This is a genomic window from Streptomyces sp. NPDC006207 (genome assembly GCF_040613835.1).
Lineage (GTDB): Bacteria > Actinomycetota > Actinomycetes > Streptomycetales > Streptomycetaceae > Actinacidiphila.
Window position 1 is genome coordinate 69,420 of the sequence record NZ_JBEXSX010000018.1, and the last position, 21,155, is coordinate 90,574.

Consider the following 21,155-nt stretch of genomic DNA (forward strand, 5'->3'; position numbering starts at 1 on the left):
GGATGGGGCCGGCCGTCCATGGGAATCACCGGGGGCCTACCTGTGGGGGACGTATCTGTGGTGAAGGACATGGCCGCCCGCGCGGCGGTCGACGACGAGGGGACCCTCGATCCGAGGGTGACCGCCCTGCGGGCCGCGGTCGCCCGGTGTCGCCGTGAACTCGCCGGGTACCGCGCCAACTTACCGGACCGGCACATCGCCGAGGACGAGCTCTCCGCGCTGGCCGCCGCCGCGACCGCCGGCGTCCCGGACGTCCTGCGGCTGCGTCGCGGCCTGCTCGTGATCGCCGGGGCGCTCGGCTCCGTCAGCGCCCTGGCCGGTGCCCTCACCGAGGTCCGGCGGGCGATCGAGCTGTTCGGCACCCCGCGTCCCGAGTGACGCGGGGTGCCCGCGGGGCCGGTCAGCCGAGCTCGGCCAGCCGGGGGACGGCCGGCGCGCAGTGGCTGTCGATCCAGCCGGCCGGTTCGGCGTCCGGCGGGACCACGATGACCGTGTCGATGCCGAGTTCGGCGTAACCGGCCATCTCGGCGACGAAGGCGTCGGTGTCGCCGGCGCGGAGGGAGTCGCCGACGAAGAGCATGGTCTTGCGGATCCGCGCGTAGTCGCGTCCGGCCTCGTCGCAGTGCGCGCGCAGCACGTCCAGCTTGTGCGCGACGTCGGCGGTCGAGGAGGCGAAGAGGTTGCAGGCGTCCGCGTACCGGGCGACCAGGCGGAGCGTCTTCCGCTCGCCGCCGCCCCCGATCATGATCTCGGGGCGGGGGGTGCTCACCGGGGGCGGCGTGCAGCGGGTCTCGGCCAGTGAGTAGTGCGTGCCCTTGAAGGGGCCGTCGTCGTCCTGGTCCCACATCTGCAGGCAGATCCGCAGCGTCTCCTCCAGCCGCTCGAAGCGCTCCGCGAGCGGCGGGAAGGGCACGCCCAGGCCCAGGTGCTCACGCTCGTACCAGGCCGCGCCGAGGCCCAGGGTCGCCCGGCCGCCCGACAGTACGTCGAGGGTGGTCGCGATCTTCGCCAGCAGGCCGGGATGGCGGTAGGTGATCCCCGTGACGAGGACGCCCAGCCGTACGGAGGAGGTGCGGGCGGCGAGGAAGCCCAGCGTCGTGTAGGCCTCCAGCATCGCCGCCTCGGCGCCCCCGTTGTTCTCCATCTGGAAGTAGTGGTCCATCACCGACAGCCAGCCCGCGCCGGCCGACTCGGCGGCCTCGCCGGCCGCCGCGAGCGCGGGCGCGAGCCCGGCGGGTCCCTGGGGATGGTCGAATTTCGTGAGGTGCAGGCCCAGTTGCATGGTTCTCCCCGTCCGGGGTCGTGGTCGCTACGGTAGGACCGTAGGCCTTGGAGTGCGCTCGAGGTCAAGCCGCCGTGGGACCGCCGTGAGGTGCCCCGAGCCGCCCTGGGCGGGCCCTCGCACCGGTTCCGCGCCGGCCGGGCCGGCGCATCCGCGTCGGCTCGACGTCGCGCGCGAGGGCCTGGGCGAGCGGCATCCGCAGCGCGAGCGCGATGGGTGCGACCCCGATGGCCGCGACGCCGGCCCCGCCGCTCGGCGGCACCGTGTCCGGCGGCGCGGCCTCACGCGGTGCCGGCGGCGCCCCGGCGCGAGCACCAGGAGGGCGGCCAACGCGGGCACCGTCACCGCCCGCACGGCACCGGACCCGAGGGGTGGAATCGTGACGCCCCGCCTTAGGCGGCGCCGTTGCTGGCGAGCGCGGACGACAGTTGCCGTGCCACACCGTGCAGCACCGGCACGATCTTCTCCGTGGCCGCCTCGGTCAACCGTCCGGCGGGTCCGGAGATGGAGATGGCGGCGGCCGTGGGGGAGTCGGGGACGGTGACCGCCAGGCAGCGGACCCCGACCTCCTGCTCGTTGTCGTCCACGGCGTAGCCCTGGCCGCGGATGTGCTCCAGTTCCGCGAGGAAGGCGTCCGGGTCGACGATGGTCCGCTCGGTGGCCGCCGGCATCCCGGTGCGGGCCAGCAGGGCACGTACCTCCTCCGGCGGGACGTGCGCCAGCAGGGCCTTGCCGACGCCGGTGGAGTGCGGCAGGACGCGCCGTCCGACCTCGGTGAACATCCGCATCGAGTGCCGCGAGGGGACCTGGGCGACGTAGACGACCTCGTCCCCGTCCAGGAGCGCCATGTTGGCGGTCTCGCCGGTCGCCTCGACCAGTTCCGCCAGGTAGGGGCGGGCCCAGGTGCCCAGGAGGCGGGCCGAGCTCTCGCCGAGGCGGATCAGCCGGGGTCCCAGCGCGTAGCGGCGGTTGGGCTGCTGGCGCACGTAGCCGCAGTCGACCAGGGTGCGCATCAGACGGTGGATCGTGGGCAGGGGCAGCCCGCTGCTCGCGGACAGTTCGCTGAGGCCCACCTCCCCGCCCGCGTCGGCCATCCGCTCCAGCAGGTCGAAGGCGCGTTCGAGGGACTGCACGCCCCCGGCGCGGTCTGACGCCACGTTTCCTCCCCAGGCGGACGGTGTAGTAGTGCAGCCTACCGACCCTGACCAGGCATGCCGATCGCCGTTCGGGGCGGTCGTGGGCGCGGCGGTGGCCGGTGGGCGTGGAAAACGCATTCCATTGGGTGGAATTCTCCAACTGTACTGCCGGAGCCTCCCGTGGTGCCCGGGCAGGGGTTGACGCGGGCTCGCGCGCGAGCGGAGGATGCATTTCAACAGAACGTTGAATTTCTGTGGGACGCCGGTGGAAGGGGAACGCGTGTCCGAGGCCGCTGACGGGATCGAACTGGTGCTGCGTTCACCACGGGTGGTCACACCGCAGGGCGAGCGCCCCGCCGACGTGGCCGTCGCCGGCGGCCGGATCGCCGCCGTCCTGCCGTACGGGACCGAGCCCCCTCCCGGCGCCCGCCTGGTCGACCTCGGCGCGGACGCCCTGCTCCCCGGCCTGGTCGACACCCACGTGCACGTCAACGACCCCGGCCGCACCGAGTGGGAGGGCTTCGAGACCGCCACCCGGGCCGCCGCCGCCGGCGGCGTCACGACGCTGGTCGACATGCCGCTCAACAGCGTCCCCCCGACCACCACCACCGCCCACCTGGAGGTCAAGCGCGCGACCGCCCGCGGCCGGATCCACACCGACGTCGGCTTCTGGGGCGGCGCCGTCCCCGGCAACACCAAGGACCTGCGCCCGCTCCACGACGCCGGGGTCTTCGGCTTCAAGTGCTTTCTGCTGCCCTCCGGCGTCGAGGAGTTCCCGCAGCTCGCCCCGGCCGAACTGGAGGAGGCGATGCGCGAGATCGCCCGCTTCGACGGGCTGCTGATCGTCCACGCCGAGGACCCCCGGCTCATCGACGGCGCCCCGCAGCCCTCCGGGCCCGCGTACGCCGGCTTCCTCGCCTCCCGCCCCCGCGCCGCCGAGAACGCCGCCGTCGAGTCGCTGATCGCCCTCGCCCGCCGCCTGGACTGCCGGGTGCACGTCCTGCACCTGTCCTCCGCCGAGGCCCTGCCCCTGATCGCCGCCGCCCGCCGCGACGGCGTACGCCTGACGGCCGAGACCTGCCCGCACTACCTGACGCTCACCGCCGAGGAGGTCCCGGACGGCGCGACCCAGTTCAAGTGCTGCCCGCCGATCCGCGAGGCGGGCAACCGGGAGGCCCTGTGGCAGGGCCTGCTCGACGGCACCCTCGACTGCGTCGTCTCCGACCACTCGCCCTCCACCGTCGACCTCAAGCACCTCGACACCGGCGACTTCGGCGCCGCCTGGGGCGGGATCTCCTCCCTCCAGCTCGGCCTGCCCGCGATCTGGACCGAGGCCCGCCGGCGTGGCGCCACGCTCGCCGACGTGGTCCGCTGGATGGCGCGGGGCCCGGCGCGCCTGGCCGGACTCACCACCAAGGGCGCCGTCGCGCCCGGCCACGACGCCGACTTCGCCGTCCTGGCGCCCGACGAGAGCTTCACCGTGGACCCGTCGGCGCTGCACCACCGCAACCGGGTCACCGCCTACGCGGGCCGCACCCTCCAGGGGGTCGTACGGAGCACCTGGCTGCGCGGCGAGCGGATCGCCGACCACGGCACCCCGGCCCACCCCTCCGGCCGCCTCATCGCAAGGGAGAACGCGTGACCGCCACACCCCGGTACACCGGCGCCGCCCAGCCGTACCCCGGAGGGGACCCCTACGCCGACTACCGCGGCGCCGACCTGCCCTTCACGGGCCTCGTCGACCTCGCCGACCGGCGCCTGGGCGCCGGGGTGATCGCCGCCAACGACGAGTTCTTCGCCGAGCGGGAGAACCTGCTCGTCCCCGGACGCCCCGAGTTCCGCGCCGAGCACTTCGGCCACAAGGGCCAGGTCATGGACGGCTGGGAGACCCGCCGCCGCCGCGGCACCGACGCCGCCGACCCGCACCCCGCCGACGCCGACCACGACTGGGCACTGATCCGCCTGGCCGCCCCCGGGGTCGTGCGCGGCCTGGTCGTGGACACCGCCCACTTCCGCGGCAACCACCCCCAGCAGATCGCCGTCGAGGCCACCTGCGCGCCCCTGGCCGCCGCGCCCGCGGACCTCCTCGCCGACGGCGTGCGGTGGACGGAACTCGTGCCCCGCACGGCCGTCGGCGGCCACGCCGCCAACGGCTTCGAGGTGGCCGTGGAGCGCCGCTTCACCCACCTGCGGCTCAAGCAGTTCCCCGACGGCGGCATCGCCCGGCTCCGCGTCCACGGCGAGGTCGTCCCCGACCCGGCGTGGCTGACCGCGCTCGGCACCTTCGACCTGGTCGCGCTGGAGAACGGCGGCACCGCCGAGGACGTCTCCGACCGCTTCTACTCCTCCCCGCTCAACCCGATCCTGCCGGGCACGTCCCGCCGCATGGGCGACGGCTGGGAGACCCGCCGCCGCCGCGACAAGGGCCACGACTGGGCGCGCTACCGCCTCGCCGGGCAGGGCGTCGTCCGCGCCGCCGAGATCGACACCGGCTACTACAAGGGCAACGCCCCCGGCTGGGCCGCCCTGCTCGGCCGCGACGGCGAGGACGGCGAGTGGTTCGAGATCCTGCCCCGCACCCCCCTGCAGCCCGACACCGTCCACCGCTTCCTGGTCGACGTCCCGCCCGCCACCCACGTACGCCTGGAGACCTACCCCGACGGCGGCATCGCCCGGCTGCGCCTGTGGGGCTCGCTGACCGACGCGGGCGCCGACCGCCTCACCCGGCGGTGGGACACCCTGGCCTGACGGGCTTCACGAGGCGGCGGGCACGAGCCGCACCAGACCGAGCGAGGTGCGGTCGCCGGCCCTCGTCTGGAAGGCGCGTACCGCCCAGTGCCCGGGAGGCAGCGGGACGGGGGCCTGTTCGGGCCTGCCTCCGCCGGGGTATTCCACGCCCAGCAGGCCCCCCGCCTCGGCGGAGTCCATGAGCACCGCGGGCCCGTCGGTCCGCCACGTCCCGGACGCCTCCCACTCGACGGCGGGATCGGCGAGAACCGCCTCGGCCGCCGCGACCAGTTCGGCCTCGGAGTCGGCGCCGCCCCAGCGCAGGAAGGCCCGGTGCGCCGGGAGGTAGCACGTCCTGGCGGGCATGTCCCCGAGGACCAGCCCCTGTCCGCCGTCACGGCCGACGGGGATCACCCCCGCGAGGTCGTCCACGGCGCAGGCCCGGTCGTAGTCGTCGGGGACGTCCCCGTCACCGACGACCATCCCCTGCTCCGTGCAGCCGCCCCAGGCGGACAGGGCGGAGACGGGAACGACGATCAGCGGGCCGCCCATCGACTCCACCCACGCGGGGGCAGGCCGGGGCGCCGCGGAGACGTCGGGCGTGAAGGCGTCCATGGCGTGAGTATGGCGCGCGGCGCCGACAGTGCGCCCCCTCCGGGGCCCCGGTGCCCCGGAGGGGGCGCTGGTGCCGCGCGGCACCGGCGTCTGCCTCGTACGCCGGCGCCGCGCGGGGTCGGTCAGCCCGCCGGTGTCAGCCGGAAGGACTGCGCGGCGGTGCCGTTGCAGGTGTACTGCTGCAGCAGGGCGCCGTCGGCCGTCGAGGCCGCCGTGACGTCCAGGCACTTGCCGCTGTGCCGGGCCGTGAGGACGTACGACCCGTCCGCCTGGAGCACCGGCTTCCACTGCTGGTTGGCGCCCGAGGACCACTGCCAGGTCTGCACCGGCACGGAGTCAGCCGTCGCCGACGCCCCGCCGGTGACGTCCCAGACCTGCTCGGTGGCGGTCGCGTTGCGGTTCGCCACCCGGTAGTAGCCGCCGTCGGTCGGGCGGAACTGCCACTGCTGGTTGGCCTGCCCGGCGACGCAGCTCCACTGCTGCACCGCGGTGCCGTTGGCGGTGCCCCGGTCCTTGGCGTCCACGCACTTGCCGGAGCCGGCGCCGGCCACCTGGTACCAGGCGGAGGTGCTGATGCCGTCCCCGTCGCCGCCCCCGCCGCCGGTCGGCGCACCGGACCAGGTGAACGTGGTCGTGGCGCGGGCGGGCAGGCTGTACGAGAAGTGCTGCCCGGCCTCGCGGACCGTGACCTGCTGGGCGGACGACGAGGAGTTGTGGGTGACCAGCACCCGCTGCCCGTCGGTGTTGACGAAGGCCGTGTTCCACACCGGGTCGGTGGCGTTGCTGCCGATCCGCACCGCGCCCGCGCGGGCGAACTTCGTCAGCTGGCCCATCGTGTAGTACTCGACGGTGTAGTCGACCTGCCCGCTGCGCGCGTCGCCGTTGTGCACCGTGATCAGGCCGGTGCAGGTGCCGCAGCCGCCCGCGTGCGGGCCCATCGCCTGGTCCAGTGCCAGCGACCACTTCACGTAGGAGCGGGCCCAGTTGCGGGTGAAGCCGGTGATGTCGCGCAGGTCCTCCAGCTGCTGGTCGGTGACCCAGGTGCCGCCGGAGTGCTCGGTCTCGTACTGTGCCACGCCCGGGTACTGGCTCTGGACGGTGCTGCCCAGCGCGTAGTTCGGCGGGGTGGGCGCGTAGCCGTGCCAGGCGACACCGCCGAAGAGCGGGTCGCCGCGCAGGGCGGCGTCGGCGAGCTGGCCGGCGCCGGTGGTGTTCCAGTCGCCGTGGTTCCAGTCGTGGATCAGCGCCTTGGTGGTGATCCCGGCCGAACGGAACGCCGGGAAGAGGTGGTTCTTGGTGAAGTCCAGCAGCGTGGCCGCCGTCCACTCCATCGTGGGGTAGCCGCTGTTCGCGCCGCAGCACTGCGGCTCGTTCTGCACCGAGACGTAGTCGACGTGGACGCCGCGCTGCTCGTACGCCTGCAGGTACTTCACGAAGTACTGCGCGTAGGTGTCGTAGAACTCCGGCTTCAGCTTGCCCATCTGGGTCAGCTTGCCGTTGTCCTTCATCCACGCCGGCGCCGACCACGGCACCGCCATGATCTTCAGTGCCGGGTTGAGCTGCCGCGCCTGCTGGGTCAGCGGCAGGACGTCGGCCAGGTCCCGGGAGATGGAGAAGTCCGACAGGTCGCAGCAGGTGTCGTCGTACGTGTAGTGGCTGCGCGCGATGTCGGACGCGCCCATCGGGTTGCGCAGGAAGCCCAGGCCGATGCCCTCCGTGGGGGAGAACAGCTTGCGCATGGTGGCGTCACGGGTGGCCGCCGGCAGGGCGCCGGAGGAGTTCATCAGCCAGGCGGCGCTGTCGGTGAAGGACGCCCCGCCGCCCTCGAAGGGCTGGTAGCGGGCGGCGGGGTCCACCGTGATGACCGTGCCGCCGCTGCCGCTGCCCGCCTCGAAGGCGGCCGGGGTCTGCGCCTGCAGGCCCTTGACGACGGTCCTGCCGTCGGAGGTGATGGTCATGGTGACCTGGACGGCCGTGGCGGCGGCCGCTCCCGGTCCGGCGAGCACCAACCCGGCTAACGCCGCGGCGACCGCCGCGAGCACGGCGACCAGGCGTCTGACGTGGGAGGAGTGTGGCATCGCGGATCTCCTGTGTGGGGGGTGGAGACGGGATGGCGAGGGAGGTCAGGCCGCGCTGCGGGCGCGGCGCCGGTGGGCGGCGATGATGTCGGCGTAGCGGCGGCCGCTGCCCTTCACGGTCCGGCGCTGGGTCTCGTAGTCGACGTGGACGAGGCCGAAGCGCTTGGCGTAGCCGTACGCCCACTCGAAGTTGTCCAGCAGCGACCAGGCGAAGTAGCCGGCGAGCGGGGCGCCGCCGCGCACGGCACGGGCGCAGGCCGCCAGGTGCTCCTCCAGGTAGGCGGTGCGCTCGGGGTCGTGGACCTGGCCGTCGGGGCCGACGTGGTCCTCGTACGCCGAGCCGTTCTCGGTGACGTAGATCTTGCGGGCGCCGTACTCCTCGGTCAGCCGCAGCAGCAGCCGCTCCAGACCGCCGGCGTGCACCTCCCAGTCCATCGCGGTGCGGCGGACGTCCGGGACGCGTACGGCACGGGTGTGGGGGACCGGCCCCGACGGGTCGTCGGCAACGATGTCACGGAAGTAGTAGTTGAGGCCCAGCCAGTCCAGCGGCGCGGCGATGGTCTCCATGTCGCCCGTCTGCACGGGCAGTTCCACCCCGTACAGCTCCAGCATGTCCTGCGGGTAGCCGCGGCCGTGGATCGGGTCCAGCCACCAGCGGTTGGTGTGGCCGTCGGAGCGCAGCGCCGCGGCGACGTCCTCGGGGCGGTCGGAGGCCGGCTCGCAGGGGCTGAGGTTGTTGACGATGCCGATCTGCGCGTGCGGGACCGCGGCCCGCAGCGCCTGCACCGCCAGGCCGTGGCCCAGGTGCAGGTGGTACGAGGCGCGGACGGCGGCCGTCAGGTCGGTGAGGCCGGGGGCCATCACGCCCTGCAGGTGGCCGATCCAGGCCGAGCACAGCGGCTCGTTGAGCGTCGCCCAGTGGGTGACCCGGTCCCCGAGCCGCTCGGCCACCACGGCCGCGTAGTCGGCGAAGCGCAGCGCGGTCTCGCGCTCCGGCCAGCCGCCGCGGTCCTGCTGTGCCTGCGGCAGGTCCCAGTGGTACAGGGTGGGGAAGGGGGTGATGCCCGCCTCCAGCAGGCCGTCGACCAGCCGGTCGTAGAAGGCCAGGCCGGCGGGGTTGACCGGCCCGCCGCCCTGCGGCATCACACGCGGCCAGGCGAGGGAGAAGCGGTACGCGTCCAGACCGAGCCGGCCCATCAGGCCGATGTCCTCCGGCACGCGGTGGTAGTGGTCGCAGGCGACGTCACCGGTGTCGCCGTTCGCGACCTTCCCCGGCGTTCGGGAGAAGGTGTCCCAGATGGATGGTGCACGGCCGTCCTCGGCCACGGCTCCTTCGATCTGGTAAGCGGCCGTCGCGGCGCCCCACACGAATCCGTCGGGGAGGGCGCTGAGGTCGAGGGTCACGGACTGCCTTTCGTTCGGGGGACGCTGAGGGGCGGTGGGGCTCACTTGACGGCGCCGGCGGTCAGCCCGGCGACGAGGTAGCGCTGCAGGAGCAGGAACCCGGCGACCACGGGCACGCTCACCACGAGCGAGGCGGCCATGACCTGGTTCCAGTACACGTCGGTCTGCGTGGCGTAGCCCTGCAGGCCGACGGCGAGCGTGCGGGTGGTGTCGTTGGTCATGACGGAGGCGAAGAGGACCTCGCCCCAGGCCGTCATGAAGGCGTACACGCAGACCGCGACGATGCCGGGCACGGCGGCCGGGACGACCACCCGGAACAGCGCGCCCAGCGGCCCGCAGCCGTCGACCATGGCGGCCTCGTCCAGGTCCCGGGGGATCGAGTCGAAGTAGCCCGCCAGCATCCAGATGGAGAAGGGGAGCGAGAAGGTGAGGTAGGTCAGGATCAGGCCGCCGCGGCTGCCGTACAGGGCGATGCCCGTCGCGTTCCCGAGGTTGACGAAGATCAGGAAGAGCGGCAGCAGGAAGAGGATGCCGGGGAACATCTGGGTGGACAGGATCGTCACCGAGAAGAAGCGGCGCCCCTTGAAGTCGTAGCGGCTCACCGCGTACGCCGCGAAGATCGCCACCGCGACCGAGCACAGCGTCGCCCCGCCCGCCACGAGCAGCGAGTTCACGAAGTACCGGGCGAGCGGCACGGTGTGCCAGATGTCGGCGTACGGGCGCAGGGTGAAGCCGCTGGGGAACCAGCGGAACGGGCCCTGCACGTCCTGCAGCGGCTTCAGCGACGAGACGACCATGACGAACACCGGCGCCAGCGCGAAGGCCGTCAGCACGGTCAGCACGATCCGGCGGGTCCACACGAAGGAGCGCGGCGCGGCCATGGGGCTGCGGACGTCAGGCATCCTTCCTCCTCAGGGAGGTCGCGAGCAGGTAGAGCACCGTCACGACGAGCAGGAACAGCAGCAGGAGCACGGACATCGCCGAGCCGGAGCCGAAGTTCCAGGTCACGAAGGACGACTGGTAGATGTGGATCGAGATCAGGTCCGCGGCGTCCGGCGCCGCCCGCCCGAACAGCACGTAGGGCGTGTTGAAGTCGTTGAACGTCCACAGGAACAGCACCAGCACCAGCACCTGGTTGACCGGGCGCAGCGACGGCAGGGTGATCCTGCGGATCTGCTGCCAGATCCCGGCGCCGTCCATCGCCGCCGCCTCGTACAGCTCGCGCGGGATGTTCTGCAGACCGGCCATCAGGCACAGGAAGGCAAACGGCCACTGCCGCCACACCGACACCGTCACCAGCGCGTAGAAGCTGTTGTCGCCGATCAGCCAGAAGGGCCGGCCGTCGGTGAGGTGCAGCTGGTCGTGGATGACGTGGTTGATCATGCCGGTGTCCCGCTGGAACATGAACGACCAGGTGATCACCGCCGCGTAGACCGGCAGCGCGTACGGCACCAGGAAGACCGCGCGCAGCAGTCCCCGGCCGCGGAAGGCGTCCTGCATGAGGATCGCGGCGGCGGTGCCGAACAGCCAGGACAGTCCGACCGCCAGCACCGTGAACTCGCAGGTGACGAGGAACGACTTGAGCAGGTCCTCGCCGACCGGGGCGTTGAAGTCCACCGCCACGCGGTAGTTGTCCAGGCCCTTCCAGGGGGCGGCGGACCAGTCGCTGATGAAGAACTGCGTGAGCTCCTTGAAGCTCATCACGACGCCGACGACCATCGGCACCAGGTGGATCAGCAGTTCCAGCGCGAGGGCCGGCAGCAGCAGGACGTACGGGAGCGACGCGCGCCGCAGCCGCGCCGGAAGGCGCAGCCGCGACAGCGGGGCCCTCCCCCCGGCGGCCCGCCGGCCGCCGGGGGAAGGCGTCTTGGAGCTGTGCCGGACGGGCGGCACGGTGGCGGTCATCGGTTCCTTCACGCTCACGACGCCGGCATCTGCTGCTGGGCCTTTTCGAGGGCGGCCTTGACGCTCTCGGTGGTGACCGGCTTGCCGGCGGCGGCGTCGGCGAAAAGGTCCTTCATCGCGGTGCCGACGGCGGTCTCGAACTGGCTCTCGTTGGCGACCTGCGGCAGCGGCGCCGCGCTGTTGGCGAGCGCGTCCGCGAGGACCTTCAGGTCCGGGGTGGCGAAGGCCGGGTCGGACTGGGCGGCCTTGACCGGCGGGAGCGAGCCGTAGGTGCCGTTGAGGAGCTTCTGCTCGTCGTCGCTGGTCATGAACTTCACGAACTTCAGCGCGCCGTCGACGTTGTCGGTCTTCTTGAAGACGGCCAGGTTGATGCCCGCGACCATCGAGTTCACGGCGGTGTCGCCGGAGGCGCCCGCGGCCTGGAACGGCACCTGGGCGACGCCGTAGTCCTCGGGCTTCATGCCGTGGGACTTCAGCGAGGAGCCGGCGGCCTGCCACAGCAGCATGGCGGCCTTGCCGGTGGCGAAGTCGGCGACGGACTGGTTGGCGGCGTACTCGGCGTTGCCGGGGGCCGCGATCTTGTCCTTGGCGATGAAGTCGATGTACTGCTTGACGGCCGCGACCGCCTCGGGGGTGGTGAACGTCGGCTTGCCCGAGGCGTCGAAGAAGTCGGCGCCGTGCTGCTTGCCGAAGACGAAGGCGTGGTGGACGTTCTCGGAGAGGTTGCCGCCCTCGACGGCGAGGCCGTACTTGCCGCCCTTGGTGAGCTTCTTGCCGTCGGCGACGAGCTCGTCCCAGGTGGCGGGCGGGTTGGCTATGCCCGCGTCGGCGAACATCTTCTTGTTGTAGTACAGGCCGTACGCCAGCGAGTACAGCGGGACCGCGGCCGGGTCCTTGCCCTCGGCGCCCGTCGCGCCCAGGGCCGAGGAGACGAAGCGGTCCTTGCCGCCGATGGCGTCGAAGGCCTTGGCGTCGAAGGGGCGCAGCGCGCCGGTGGCCTGCAGCGAGGCGGACCAGGTGTTGCCGATGTTGAGCACGTCGGGGCCCTGGCCGGAGGTGGCCGCGGCGAGGATCCGGTTCAGCAGGTCGGACCACGGGATGACCTCGAGCTTGACCTTGATCCCGGTCTGCTTCTCGAACTTCTTGAGCTCGGGCGTCAGGGTCGCCTTGTCCGCCTCGAGGCTGGCGCCCTGGTTGCTGGCCCAGTAGGTGAGCTCCTTGGGGCTGCCGTTGCCGCTGCCGTCGGTCGAGGAGCCGCCGCCGCACGCGGTGGCGGAGGCGATGAGCGCGGCCGCGAGCGTCACGGCGGCCGTGGTACGGGTGATGTGCATGACCGGGGATCCCTCTCCAGGGTGGGTGCCTTCGGGAAGTGAAGAACGTCACGCCTTAATTCAAGGCGTGATTTAACGTCTGAGAAAACCTGGCGTCAAGACTTGGCGCAGCGATAGATTCAGCCGGGGAGGGAGCACCATGGCAGACCGAGGCAAGCGGACCGTACGCGACCTGCGGCGGGGCAACCGTTCGGCGCTCTTGCGTCACCTGTACTTCGAAGGACCCCTCAGCCGTCAGGAGTTGGCCAGGGACACCGGACTGAGCACAGGTTCCATCAGCAACGTCGTGGCCGAGCTCATCGCCGACGGCGTCGTCGAGGAGGCCGGCTCCGTCGAGTCCGACGGCGGACGCCCCCGCGTGATGCTCAAGGTCGCCCCCCGCCACGGCTTCCTCATCGGCGTCGACGTCGGCGAGACCCGGGTCCGCGTCACCCTCTTCGACCTCGCCCTCACCGAACTCTCCTCCACCGACCGCCCGCTGGCCGACAGCGGTCACGACGTCGCCCTGGTCGTCCAGCTCATCCTCGACGGCCTGTCCGTCGTCCTGGAGGACAGCCGCGTCGATCCCGCCCTCGTGCTCGGCGTGGGCATCGGCGTGCCCGGCATCGTCGAGCAGGGCACCGGCGGCGCGGGCGCGGTCGTGCACGGCCAGACCATCGACTGGGACGCCGTCCCCCTCGGCGCGCTGCTCGCCGAGGGCACCGCCCTGCCGCTCCACATCGACAACGGCGCCAAGACCCTCGGCCAGGCCGAGATGTGGTTCGGCGCCGGGCGTGGCGCCCGCAACGCCGTGATCGCGCTGCTCGGCTCCGGGGTCGGCGCCTGCGTGGTCGCCGACGGCAAGCCGTACCGCGGCGCCAGCAGCAGCGCGGGGGAGTGGGGCCACACCACCCTCCAGGTCGGCGGGCGGCGCTGCCGATGCGGCGCCCGCGGCTGCCTGGAGGCCTACGTCGGCGCCGAGGCGCTCATCGAACGCTGGGACGCGCCCACCGGGGTGAGCGAGGAGGCCGCGATCGCCGCCCTCCTCGACGCCGCCGAGGCCGGCGACGCGGCGGCCGTCGCGCTGCTCGACGAGACCGCCGAGTACCTCGGTGCGGGCATCGCCGACCTCGTCAACCTCTTCAACCCCGAGCGCATCGTGCTGTCCGGCTGGACCGGCCTGATGATCGGCCCACGGCTGCTCGACGCGGTCCGCGAGGCCACCGCCGCCTACGCGCTGCACCACCCCTGCGCGCAGACCTCCATCGAGCTGGGCCGGCTCGGGACGGACGCGGTGACGGTCGGCGCCGCCACCCTGCCGCTCGCCCGCTTCCTCGACGCCGGCGGCCGCCCGCCCGCCCCCGCCGCACGCCCGGAGGAGCAAGCGGAACCGAATCGTCCGGGTCGTTCGTTGTCGGGTACATCCGTCTGAACGAGGACGTCCCGAGACCACCCGGAGCACCGCAGTGACCCTGAAGCAGCAGATCGTCGGCAACGCCATGCAGATGGCCGTGTGCACCCTCCAGCCCGGCCAGACCGTCTACTGCGAGGCGGGGAAGTTCCTGTTCAAGACCGCGAACGTGAGCATGGACACCCGACTGGCCGGTCCCGGCGCCCAGCGCGACGCCCAGGGCGGCGCGGCGGGCGGCGGCATGGGCGGCATGCTCCGCCAGGCGATGGGCACGGCGATGCAGGTCGGCCAGCGGATGCTGGCGGGCGAGAGCATCGCCTTCCAGTACTTCACCGCGAGCGGCGGCGAGGGCACCGTCGGCTTCGCGGGCGTCCTGCCCGGGGAGATGCGCGCCCTGGAACTGGACGGGTCGCGCGCCTGGTACGCGGAGAAGGACGCCTTCGTGGCCGCCGAATCGACCGTCGACTTCGGCATCGCCTTCCAGGGCGGCCGCACCGGCACCAGCGGCGGCGAGGGCTTCGTCCTGGAGAAGTTCACCGGCCGCGGCACGGTGATCATCGCGGGCGCGGGCAACTTCATCGACCTCAACCCCGCCGACTTCGGCGGCCGCATCGAGGTCGACACCGGCTGCATCGTCGCCTTCGAGGACGGGGTCCGCTACGGCGTGCAGCGCATCGGCGGGCTCAACCGGCAGGGGATCATGAACGCCGTCTTCGGCGGCGAGGGGCTGTCGCTGGCGACCCTGGAGGGCAACGGGCGCGTCATCCTGCAGTCCATGACCATCGAGGGCCTGGCCAACGCGCTCAAGAAGGCCCAGGGCGGCGACAAGCAGGGCCCCACCGGCGGCCTCTTCTCCACCCACGCCGGCTGACGCCGTCCCGCGGGCTCACGTGCGAGGCGTGCGCGCGGCAGCGGCGGGACGCAGGCCGGGGCGCGGGCCGAGCGTCGGGTGCCTGAGGGCGTGGCAGGCCCCCCTCACGCCACCCCGGCGGCCTCCAGCACGCGCCGCACCGCCCGGTCCAGCGAGGCCCGCACCGCATCCGCGTCACCGAGCGCGGCGGTCATCACGGCGCCGTCGCGCAGCATCATCAGCGTCGCCGCGTCCTCGGCGGGCTCGGGGGCGCCCGCCTCCGCGAGCAGCCGGGCGACCAGCTCCCGCAGCCAGTCCCGGTGGGCCACGATCGCGCGCGAGACGGGGTCGGCCGGGTCCGGGTACTCCGCGGCCGCGTTGAGGAAGGGGCAGCCGCGGAAGCCCGGTGAGCAGAGCTGGTCGCCGAGCGCTCCGGCGACCCCCGCCAGGGCCTCCCGTGCGGCCAGGCCCTCCAGCGCGGCCTCGGTGAAGGTACGGATCTGCTCGTCGGTGGCCTGGATGTAGCTCAGGACGAGCTGCTCCTTTCCCAGGAAGTGCCGGTAGAGCGTCGCCCTGGTGGTGGACGCCTCCGTGACGATCCGGTCCATGCCCACCGCGTGGATCCCCTCGGCGTAGAACAGCCGGGCCGCGGTGGCCAGGATGCGGTCACGCGGCGGCGCGTCAGCGGCGGCGTACGTGACCAGGGGAACGGCGGGAGGGGCACTCATGTCCTTGACGGTAGCGGACGGCACCGCGTAGCGTCCCCGCAAGAAAGAACGTTCTGTATCGTCACTCCTCGACGACCTGAGCCCGCCCCCTGTGAGAGGACCCCGCCATGCCCGTGCCCGAGACCGGCGCCCCCGCCCCCGACTTCACCCTCCCGGGAGTCCTGCTCACCGGATCGGGCGACGCCGAGCGCGGCGAGTACTCCCTGTCCGCGCACCGCGGCGCCCCCGTCGTGCTCGCCTTCTACCCTGGGGACGACTCGGCGGTGTGCACCAAGCAGCTCTGCTCCTACACCTCCGACCTGGACCGCTTCCGCGACCTCGGGGCGACGGTGTGGGGCGTCAACTTCAGCGACCTCGACAGCCACGAGCACTTCGCCCGCAAGCGCGACCTGCGCTTCCCGCTGCTCGCCGACACCGAGCGCACGGTGGCGAAGGCCTACGGCATCACCATGCCCGGCCTCGGCCTGAAGCGCTCGGTCTTCATCGTGGACGCGGAGGGCATCGTGCGCTGGAAGCACGTCGCCCGCATCGGGCTGACCTTCCAGGACACCGACACCATCACCGCGCAGCTGGCCGCGCTCGCCCCGCGCTGAGCCGCGGCGACGCCGGGCCGGAGCGGCCCGCGCCACCCTTCCGGCCGAGCGTGAAGCTGCGCTGTTGCCGAGCTTAAGAAAAGATCGATGGACTGAACGCTCGAAGCCGGGCAGATTGCTGTGTGCCCGGCGCATCGCGCGAGCCGGCGCCGACGGGCGCCACCGCTCCGCCCGGGCTCCCTCGTGCCCGGTCCGCGTCCCCCCGCGCGGGCCGGGCCACATCGTCTGCCGGCAGGAGTCGCAAGAGTGAAGGCACTGGTGAAGGAGAAGGCCGAGCCCGGCCTGTGGCTGCGGGACGTCCCGGAGCCGGAGATCGGTCCCGGGGACGTCCTCATCAAGGTGCTGCGGACCGGCATCTGCGGCACCGACCTGCACATCCGTGCCTGGGACGGCTGGGCCCAGCAGGCCGTGGGCACCCCCCTGGTGCTCGGCCACGAGTTCGTCGGCGAGGTCGCCGCCGTGGGCTCGGACGTCGACGAGATCAAGCCCGGTGACCGCGTCAGCGGCGAGGGCCACCTCGTCTGCGGCAAGTGCCGCAACTGCCTGGCCGGCCGCCGCCACCTGTGCCGCAACACGATCGGCCTCGGAGTCGGCCGTGACGGCGCCTTCGCCGAGTACGTCGCGCTGCCAGCCTCCAACGTGTGGGTGCACCGGGTGCCCGTCGACCTCGACATCGCCGCGATCTTCGACCCCTTCGGCAACGCCGTCCACACCGCGCTGTCCTTCCCCCTGGTCGGCGAGGACGTGCTGATCACCGGTGCCGGCCCGATCGGCATCATGGCCGCCGCCGTCGCCAAGCACGCCGGCGCGCGCAACGTGGTCATCACCGACGTCAGCGAGTACCGCCTGGAGCTCGCCCGCAAGGTCGGCGTCAGCCTCGCCCTCAACGTCGCCGAGACCACCATCGCCGACGGCCAGCGCGAGCTCGGCCTGCGCGAGGGCTTCGACGTCGGCCTGGAGATGTCCGGCCGCCCCGAGGCCATGCGCGACATGATCGCCAACATGACGAACGGCGGCCGCATCGCGATGCTCGGCCTGCCCGCGGAGGACTTCTCCGTGGACTTCGCCAAGATCGTCACGTCGATGCTCACCATCAAGGGCATCTACGGCCGCGAGATGTTCGAGACCTGGTACGCCATGTCCGTGCTGCTGGAGGGCGGTCTCGACATCGCCCCCGTGGTCACCGGCCGCTACTCCTACCGCGACTTCGACGCCGCCTTCGACGACGCCGCGAGCGGCCGCTGCGGCAAGGTCGTCCTCGACTGGACCGCCTGACCCCTCCCGGCCCCCGAGGCACGGCCCACCGCACCACCCGCAGCTTCCCAGGGAGAACCCCGATGTTCGACTCCGTCCGCGACGACCTGCGCGGCACCCTCGACGAGATCCGCGAGGCCGGGCTCTTCAAGCCCGAGCGCGTGATCGGCACCCCGCAGAGCGCCTCCGTCTCCGTCACCGCCGGCGGCGTCCCCGGCGACGTCCTCAACTTCTGCGCCAACAACTATCTCGGCCTCGCCGACCACCCCGAGGTCACCGCCGCCGCCAAGGAGGCCCTGGACCGCTGGGGCTACGGCATGGCGTCCGTCCGCTTCATCTGCGGCACCCAGGAGGTCCACAAGGAGCTCGAGGCCCGGCTGTCCGCCTTCCTCGGCACCGAGGACACGGTCCTCTACAGCTCCTGCTTCGACGCCAACGGCGGCGTCTTCGAGACCCTCCTCGACGAGAACGACGCCGTCATCTCCGACGCGCTCAACCACGCCAGCATCATCGACGGCATCCGGCTGTCCAAGGCCCGCCGCCTGCGCTACGCCAACCGCGACATGGCCGAGCTGGAGGCCCGCCTCAAGGAGGCGTCCGACGCCCGCCGCCGCCTCATCGTCACCGACGGCGTCTTCTCGATGGACGGCTACATCGCGCCGCTGGACGAGATCTGCGACCTCGCCGACCGCTACGACGCGATGGTCATGGTCGACGACTCCCACGCCGTCGGCTTCACCGGCCCCGGCGGCCGCGGCACCCACGCCCTGCACGGGGTGATGGACCGGGTCGACATCATCACCGGCACCCTCGGCAAGGCCCTCGGCGGCGCCTCCGGCGGCTACGTCGCGGCCCGCGCGGAGATCGTCGCGCTGCTGCGCCAGCGCTCGCGCCCGTACCTGTTCTCCAACTCCCTCGCGCCGGTCATCGCCGCGGCCTCCCTCAAGGTCCTGGACCTGATCGAGGACTCCGAGGACCTGCGCACCCGCCTCGCGGAGAACACCGCCCTCTTCCGCTCCCGGATGACCGAGGCCGGCTTCGAGATCCTGCCCGGCGAGCACCCCATCGCCCCGGTCATGATCGGCGACGCCTCGGAGGCGGGCCGCATGGCGGAGCTGCTGCTGGAGCGCGGCGTCTACGTCATCGGCTTCTCGTACCCCGTCGTGCCGCACGGCAAGGCCCGCATCCGGGTCCAGCTGTCGGCCGCCCACTCCACCGCGGACGTCGACAAGGCGGTGGACGCATTCATCGCCGCGCGCGCGGCCCTGGCAGGATGAATGGGTGATTGACGCACGACGGCTGCGGACCCTGCGGGCCGTGGCGGACCACCGTACGGTGACCGCCGCGGCCGCCGCGCTGTACCTGACCCCCTCCGCGGTCTCCCAGCAGCTCGCCGCCCTGGAGAACGAGACCGGCCACCGGCTGCTGGAACGCGGCGGCCGCGGCGTCCAGCTCACCCCCGTCGGCGAGATCCTGCTCGCCCACGCCAACACGGTCCTCGCCCAGCTCGAACGCGCCGAGGCCGAGCTGGCCGCCTACACCTCCGGCGCCGCCGGCCAGGTGACCGTGGCCTCCTTCGCGACCGGCATCGCGCTCGTGCTCGCCCCGGCCATCGCCGCGCTCGGCGGCACCGCCCCGGGCATCCACATCCGCGTCCGGGACGCCGAGGGCGACGAGTCGCTGCCCATGGTGCTCGACGGCCGCGCCGACATCGCCGTCGCCGTCGAGTACCGCGGCGCCCCCCGAGCCGACGACCAGCGGCTCTCCCGCGTCCCCCTGTACGCCGAGCCCTTCGACGCGGTCCTCCCGGCCGGCCACCCCCTCGCCGACGCCGGGACCGGCACCGTGCGCGTCGCGGGACTCGCCGACGAGACCTGGATCGGCCCCTACCCGGGCAACCCCTGCCACGACGTGGTCGTCCTCGCCTGCGAGTACGCCGGTTTCCAGCCCCGCCTGGAGCACTCCTCCGACGACTTCCGCGCCGTGGTCGCCCTCGCCGCCGCGGGCGCGGGCGTGGCCCTCGTCCCGCGCAGCGCCCTGCGCGACATGGACCTGTCCGGCGTCGCCGTCCGCGCCGTCGACGACGTCGTCGCCACCCGCCGCGTCTTCGCCGCCGTCCGCCGCGGCGCCGAGGACCACCCCCTGCTCCGCCCGGTCCTCGACGCCCTGCGCGACGCGGCCGAGGGCGCGGGCGACGCCGACGGCGCCGCGGGGTCCTGATTCACCGTATTCCCTGGGGAGCCGGTCCCCGAATTCGGCCCTTTGCGGGAAAGTGCTCCGCCATCGCGTGTTCGGCCTCCTCCGTCAACTCCGGGGCCCGCCCCGTGGGGGAGTTGGGGCGCGGCCGCGGCGCAGGTCAGCGCCTCACCCGACCCTCTCGCGGAGTCACCCCCGAGGCCGATCGCAAGGGGACGGCGGAGGAAATTCCCCTCCGGCCGAGAAGTTCGAGCGACGGATGCGCCGGTGCCCATTCGTCCGCAGGCTGCCACCGGCTTTCCGGATTCGGCCTCGGACATTGCCCGCGGCTCCCACGTCCACGGTCGCGTCGGGGCGCGGCGCCGTCCGGTGGGGTGACCGGAAGGTGTGAACTCCCGGGGAACATCCCGTGATTGTCGTTTACATGACAGGCTCTACGCGCGTCATCCTGGAGCCATGAGAATCCCCCCACGGATCCTTCGCCTCGGCGCCCTGGGCGCCCTCGCCTCCTCGTCGGCGGCCCGGCCGTCGCGACCGCCGTACCGGCGCCCGCCGGCGCCGCGGCCGCGGCTGACCGCGAGGGTGTGCTGCCCGCCCACGCGAACGGCTACTACCACGAGTACACGGTCAAGACGCCCGGCTCCTCGACCCGGGGCGCCCGGCGGATCGTCACCGGCCAGGGAGCCGACGAGGACTACTACACCGGCGACCACTACGTGACCTTCGACCTGATCGACCACGGCTGCTGACGCGACCCGTCCACCGTCCTCGGGGCGGCGCCCGGTCGGTCCCACCGGGCGCCGCCCTTCGGTGCGTCAGCGTCCCGTCAGCGTTCCCGTGCGCGCGTCCCGTAGAGCCGCTCCAGGACGCGGGCCACGCCGTCGTCCTCGTTGGAGGCCGTGCGGTGGGCGACCGAGGCGAGCACGGCCGGGTGCGCGTTGGCGACGGCGCAGCACGTGCCCGCCCAGCTCAGGACCGGCAGGTCGTTGGGCATGTCGCCGAAGGCGATGACCTCCTCGGCGGCGATGCCGCGGGAGGCGCACAGGGCCGCGAGGGCGGCCGCCTTGGTGACGCCCCGGGTGCTGACCTCCAGCAGCCCGTGGCCGCCGGAGTGGGTGAACTGGGCCCGGCCGCCCGCCGCGTGCTCGGCCACGGCGAGCAGGGCGTCCGCGTCGAGCGCGGGTGACCAGACGAGCAGCTTCACGACCGGGCCCGGGCTCGCCCACAGTTGCGCGAGCGAGGGCACGGGGACCTCGGCGCCGGAGTCCTCGGGCAGGTGGTGCCCGTACCCCGGGGCCCAGTGCAGCCGGTGGCCCGTCTCGAGGGCGAAGCCGACGCCGGGCGCCGCGTCCCGCAGGGCGGCGGCCACCCGACGTGCGACGGGGACGGGGAGCGGGGTGGACCTCGTGACCGTGCGGCTGCCGATGTCGTACACGATCGCGCCGTTGGCGCACACCGCGGTCCCGGTGAGGCCGGTGGCGGCGGCGAGCGCGTCGAGGTAGCGGGGCGGCCGGGCGGTCACGAGGACGACCTCCGCGCCCGCGCCGGCCGTGGCGCGCAGGGCGTCCAGCGTGCGGGCGGAAAGCGTGCCGTCGTTCCGCAGGAGCGTGCCGTCGAGATCGGTGGCGACCAGGCGGGGGTGGGGCATCGCCGCATCCTACGGAAG

Annotated in this window: 19 protein-coding genes and 1 pseudogene; 10 read left to right on the forward strand and 10 right to left on the reverse strand. The window is 73.1% G+C overall.

Going from position 1 to position 21,155, the window contains the following annotated elements; translation table 11 throughout:
- The first annotated feature begins 69 nt into the window (after positions 1-69).
- Positions 70-378, forward strand: coding sequence for a DUF5955 family protein (locus ABZ312_RS16950; protein WP_500321657.1), 309 nt, complete (start codon positions 70-72; stop codon positions 376-378).
- Between the two features lie 22 nt (positions 379-400).
- Here ABZ312_RS16950 and ABZ312_RS16955 read toward each other — a convergent pair whose 3' ends face one another.
- Together ABZ312_RS16955 and ABZ312_RS16960 are read right to left on the reverse strand one after the other, a co-directional pair.
- Positions 401-1,282, reverse strand: coding sequence for an LLM class F420-dependent oxidoreductase (locus ABZ312_RS16955; protein WP_500321656.1), 882 nt, complete (start codon positions 1,280-1,282; stop codon positions 401-403).
- 392 nt (positions 1,283-1,674) lie between these two features.
- A complete protein-coding gene (locus tag ABZ312_RS16960) occupies positions 1,675-2,439 on the reverse strand; it encodes an IclR family transcriptional regulator (RefSeq protein WP_500321655.1) in 765 nt (254 codons plus the stop codon).
- 259 nt (positions 2,440-2,698) lie between these two features.
- Between ABZ312_RS16960 and allB the strand changes: the two genes are divergently transcribed.
- Together allB and alc are read left to right on the forward strand one after the other, a co-directional pair.
- On the forward strand, positions 2,699-4,060 hold the full coding sequence (gene allB / locus ABZ312_RS16965; protein WP_500438010.1) for an allantoinase AllB: 1,362 nt from the start codon (positions 2,699-2,701) through the stop codon (positions 4,058-4,060).
- Positions 4,057-5,166, forward strand: coding sequence for an allantoicase (gene alc / locus ABZ312_RS16970; RefSeq protein ID WP_500356792.1), 1,110 nt, complete (start codon positions 4,057-4,059; stop codon positions 5,164-5,166). The genes allB and alc overlap by 4 nt, the downstream gene beginning before the upstream one ends.
- 6 nt (positions 5,167-5,172) lie before the next feature.
- Here alc and ABZ312_RS16975 read toward each other — a convergent pair whose 3' ends face one another.
- From ABZ312_RS16975 to ABZ312_RS17000, 6 genes are all read right to left on the reverse strand, one after another.
- Positions 5,173-5,760 (reverse strand): Imm21 family immunity protein, encoded by a 588-nt coding sequence (locus ABZ312_RS16975; protein WP_500321652.1) that lies wholly within the window; start codon positions 5,758-5,760, stop codon positions 5,173-5,175.
- A gap of 122 nt (positions 5,761-5,882) precedes the next feature.
- Positions 5,883-7,838, reverse strand: a complete 1,956-nt coding sequence (locus ABZ312_RS16980) for an RICIN domain-containing protein (RefSeq protein ID WP_500321651.1) — start codon at positions 7,836-7,838, stop codon at positions 5,883-5,885.
- A gap of 45 nt (positions 7,839-7,883) precedes the next feature.
- Positions 7,884-9,242, reverse strand: a complete 1,359-nt coding sequence (locus ABZ312_RS16985; RefSeq protein ID WP_500321650.1) for a GH1 family beta-glucosidase — start codon at positions 9,240-9,242, stop codon at positions 7,884-7,886.
- Positions 9,243-9,283: 41 nt separating this feature from the next.
- On the reverse strand, positions 9,284-10,144 hold the full coding sequence (locus ABZ312_RS16990) for a carbohydrate ABC transporter permease (protein ID WP_499514741.1): 861 nt from the start codon (positions 10,142-10,144) through the stop codon (positions 9,284-9,286).
- Entirely contained in the window at positions 10,137-11,147 is a 1,011-nt protein-coding gene (locus tag ABZ312_RS16995) for a carbohydrate ABC transporter permease (RefSeq protein ID WP_499516975.1), read from the reverse strand. Before ABZ312_RS16995 ends, ABZ312_RS16990 begins: the two co-directional genes overlap by 8 nt.
- Before the next feature lie 14 nt (positions 11,148-11,161).
- Entirely contained in the window at positions 11,162-12,478 is a 1,317-nt protein-coding gene (locus ABZ312_RS17000; protein ID WP_500321649.1) for an ABC transporter substrate-binding protein, read from the reverse strand.
- Between the two features lie 139 nt (positions 12,479-12,617).
- Here ABZ312_RS17000 and ABZ312_RS17005 point away from each other — a divergent pair, with 139 nt between their 5' ends.
- On the forward strand, positions 12,618-13,889 hold the full coding sequence (locus ABZ312_RS17005; RefSeq protein ID WP_500438012.1) for an ROK family transcriptional regulator: 1,272 nt from the start codon (positions 12,618-12,620) through the stop codon (positions 13,887-13,889).
- A 34-nt stretch (positions 13,890-13,923) separates the two neighbouring features.
- Positions 13,924-14,739 carry an AIM24 family protein gene (locus ABZ312_RS17010; protein WP_500438013.1) on the forward strand — a complete coding sequence of 272 codons (816 nt, stop codon included), beginning with the start codon at positions 13,924-13,926 and terminating at the stop codon, positions 14,737-14,739.
- Between the two features lie 104 nt (positions 14,740-14,843).
- On the opposite strand, the gene ABZ312_RS17015 is transcribed toward ABZ312_RS17010, so the two are convergent.
- Positions 14,844-15,446: a TetR/AcrR family transcriptional regulator gene (locus tag ABZ312_RS17015; protein ID WP_500321646.1), complete on the reverse strand. Its 603-nt coding sequence runs from the start codon at positions 15,444-15,446 to the stop codon at positions 14,844-14,846.
- Between the two features lie 107 nt (positions 15,447-15,553).
- On the opposite strand from ABZ312_RS17015, the gene ABZ312_RS17020 reads away from it, so the two are divergent.
- The 5 genes and pseudogenes from ABZ312_RS17020 to ABZ312_RS17040 all read left to right on the forward strand — a co-directional run bounded on the left by ABZ312_RS17020 (position 15,554) and on the right by ABZ312_RS17040 (position 20,238).
- Positions 15,554-16,039: a peroxiredoxin gene (locus ABZ312_RS17020; RefSeq protein WP_500321645.1), complete on the forward strand. Its 486-nt coding sequence runs from the start codon at positions 15,554-15,556 to the stop codon at positions 16,037-16,039.
- Between the two features lie 246 nt (positions 16,040-16,285).
- Entirely contained in the window at positions 16,286-17,314 is a 1,029-nt protein-coding gene (gene tdh, locus ABZ312_RS17025) for an L-threonine 3-dehydrogenase (protein WP_500321644.1), read from the forward strand.
- A 62-nt stretch (positions 17,315-17,376) separates the two neighbouring features.
- Entirely contained in the window at positions 17,377-18,570 is a 1,194-nt protein-coding gene (locus ABZ312_RS17030; protein ID WP_500321643.1) for a glycine C-acetyltransferase, read from the forward strand.
- 4 nt (positions 18,571-18,574) lie between these two features.
- Positions 18,575-19,513, forward strand: a complete 939-nt coding sequence (locus ABZ312_RS17035) for a LysR family transcriptional regulator (protein WP_500321642.1) — start codon at positions 18,575-18,577, stop codon at positions 19,511-19,513.
- A gap of 432 nt (positions 19,514-19,945) precedes the next feature.
- Positions 19,946-20,238 (forward strand): annotated as a pseudogene (locus tag ABZ312_RS17040) (ribonuclease domain-containing protein).
- 77 nt (positions 20,239-20,315) lie between these two features.
- On the opposite strand, the gene ABZ312_RS17045 reads toward ABZ312_RS17040, so the two are convergent.
- Entirely contained in the window at positions 20,316-21,137 is an 822-nt protein-coding gene (locus ABZ312_RS17045) for an HAD family hydrolase (RefSeq protein WP_500321640.1), read from the reverse strand.
- Between the last annotated feature and the right edge of the window lie 18 nt (positions 21,138-21,155).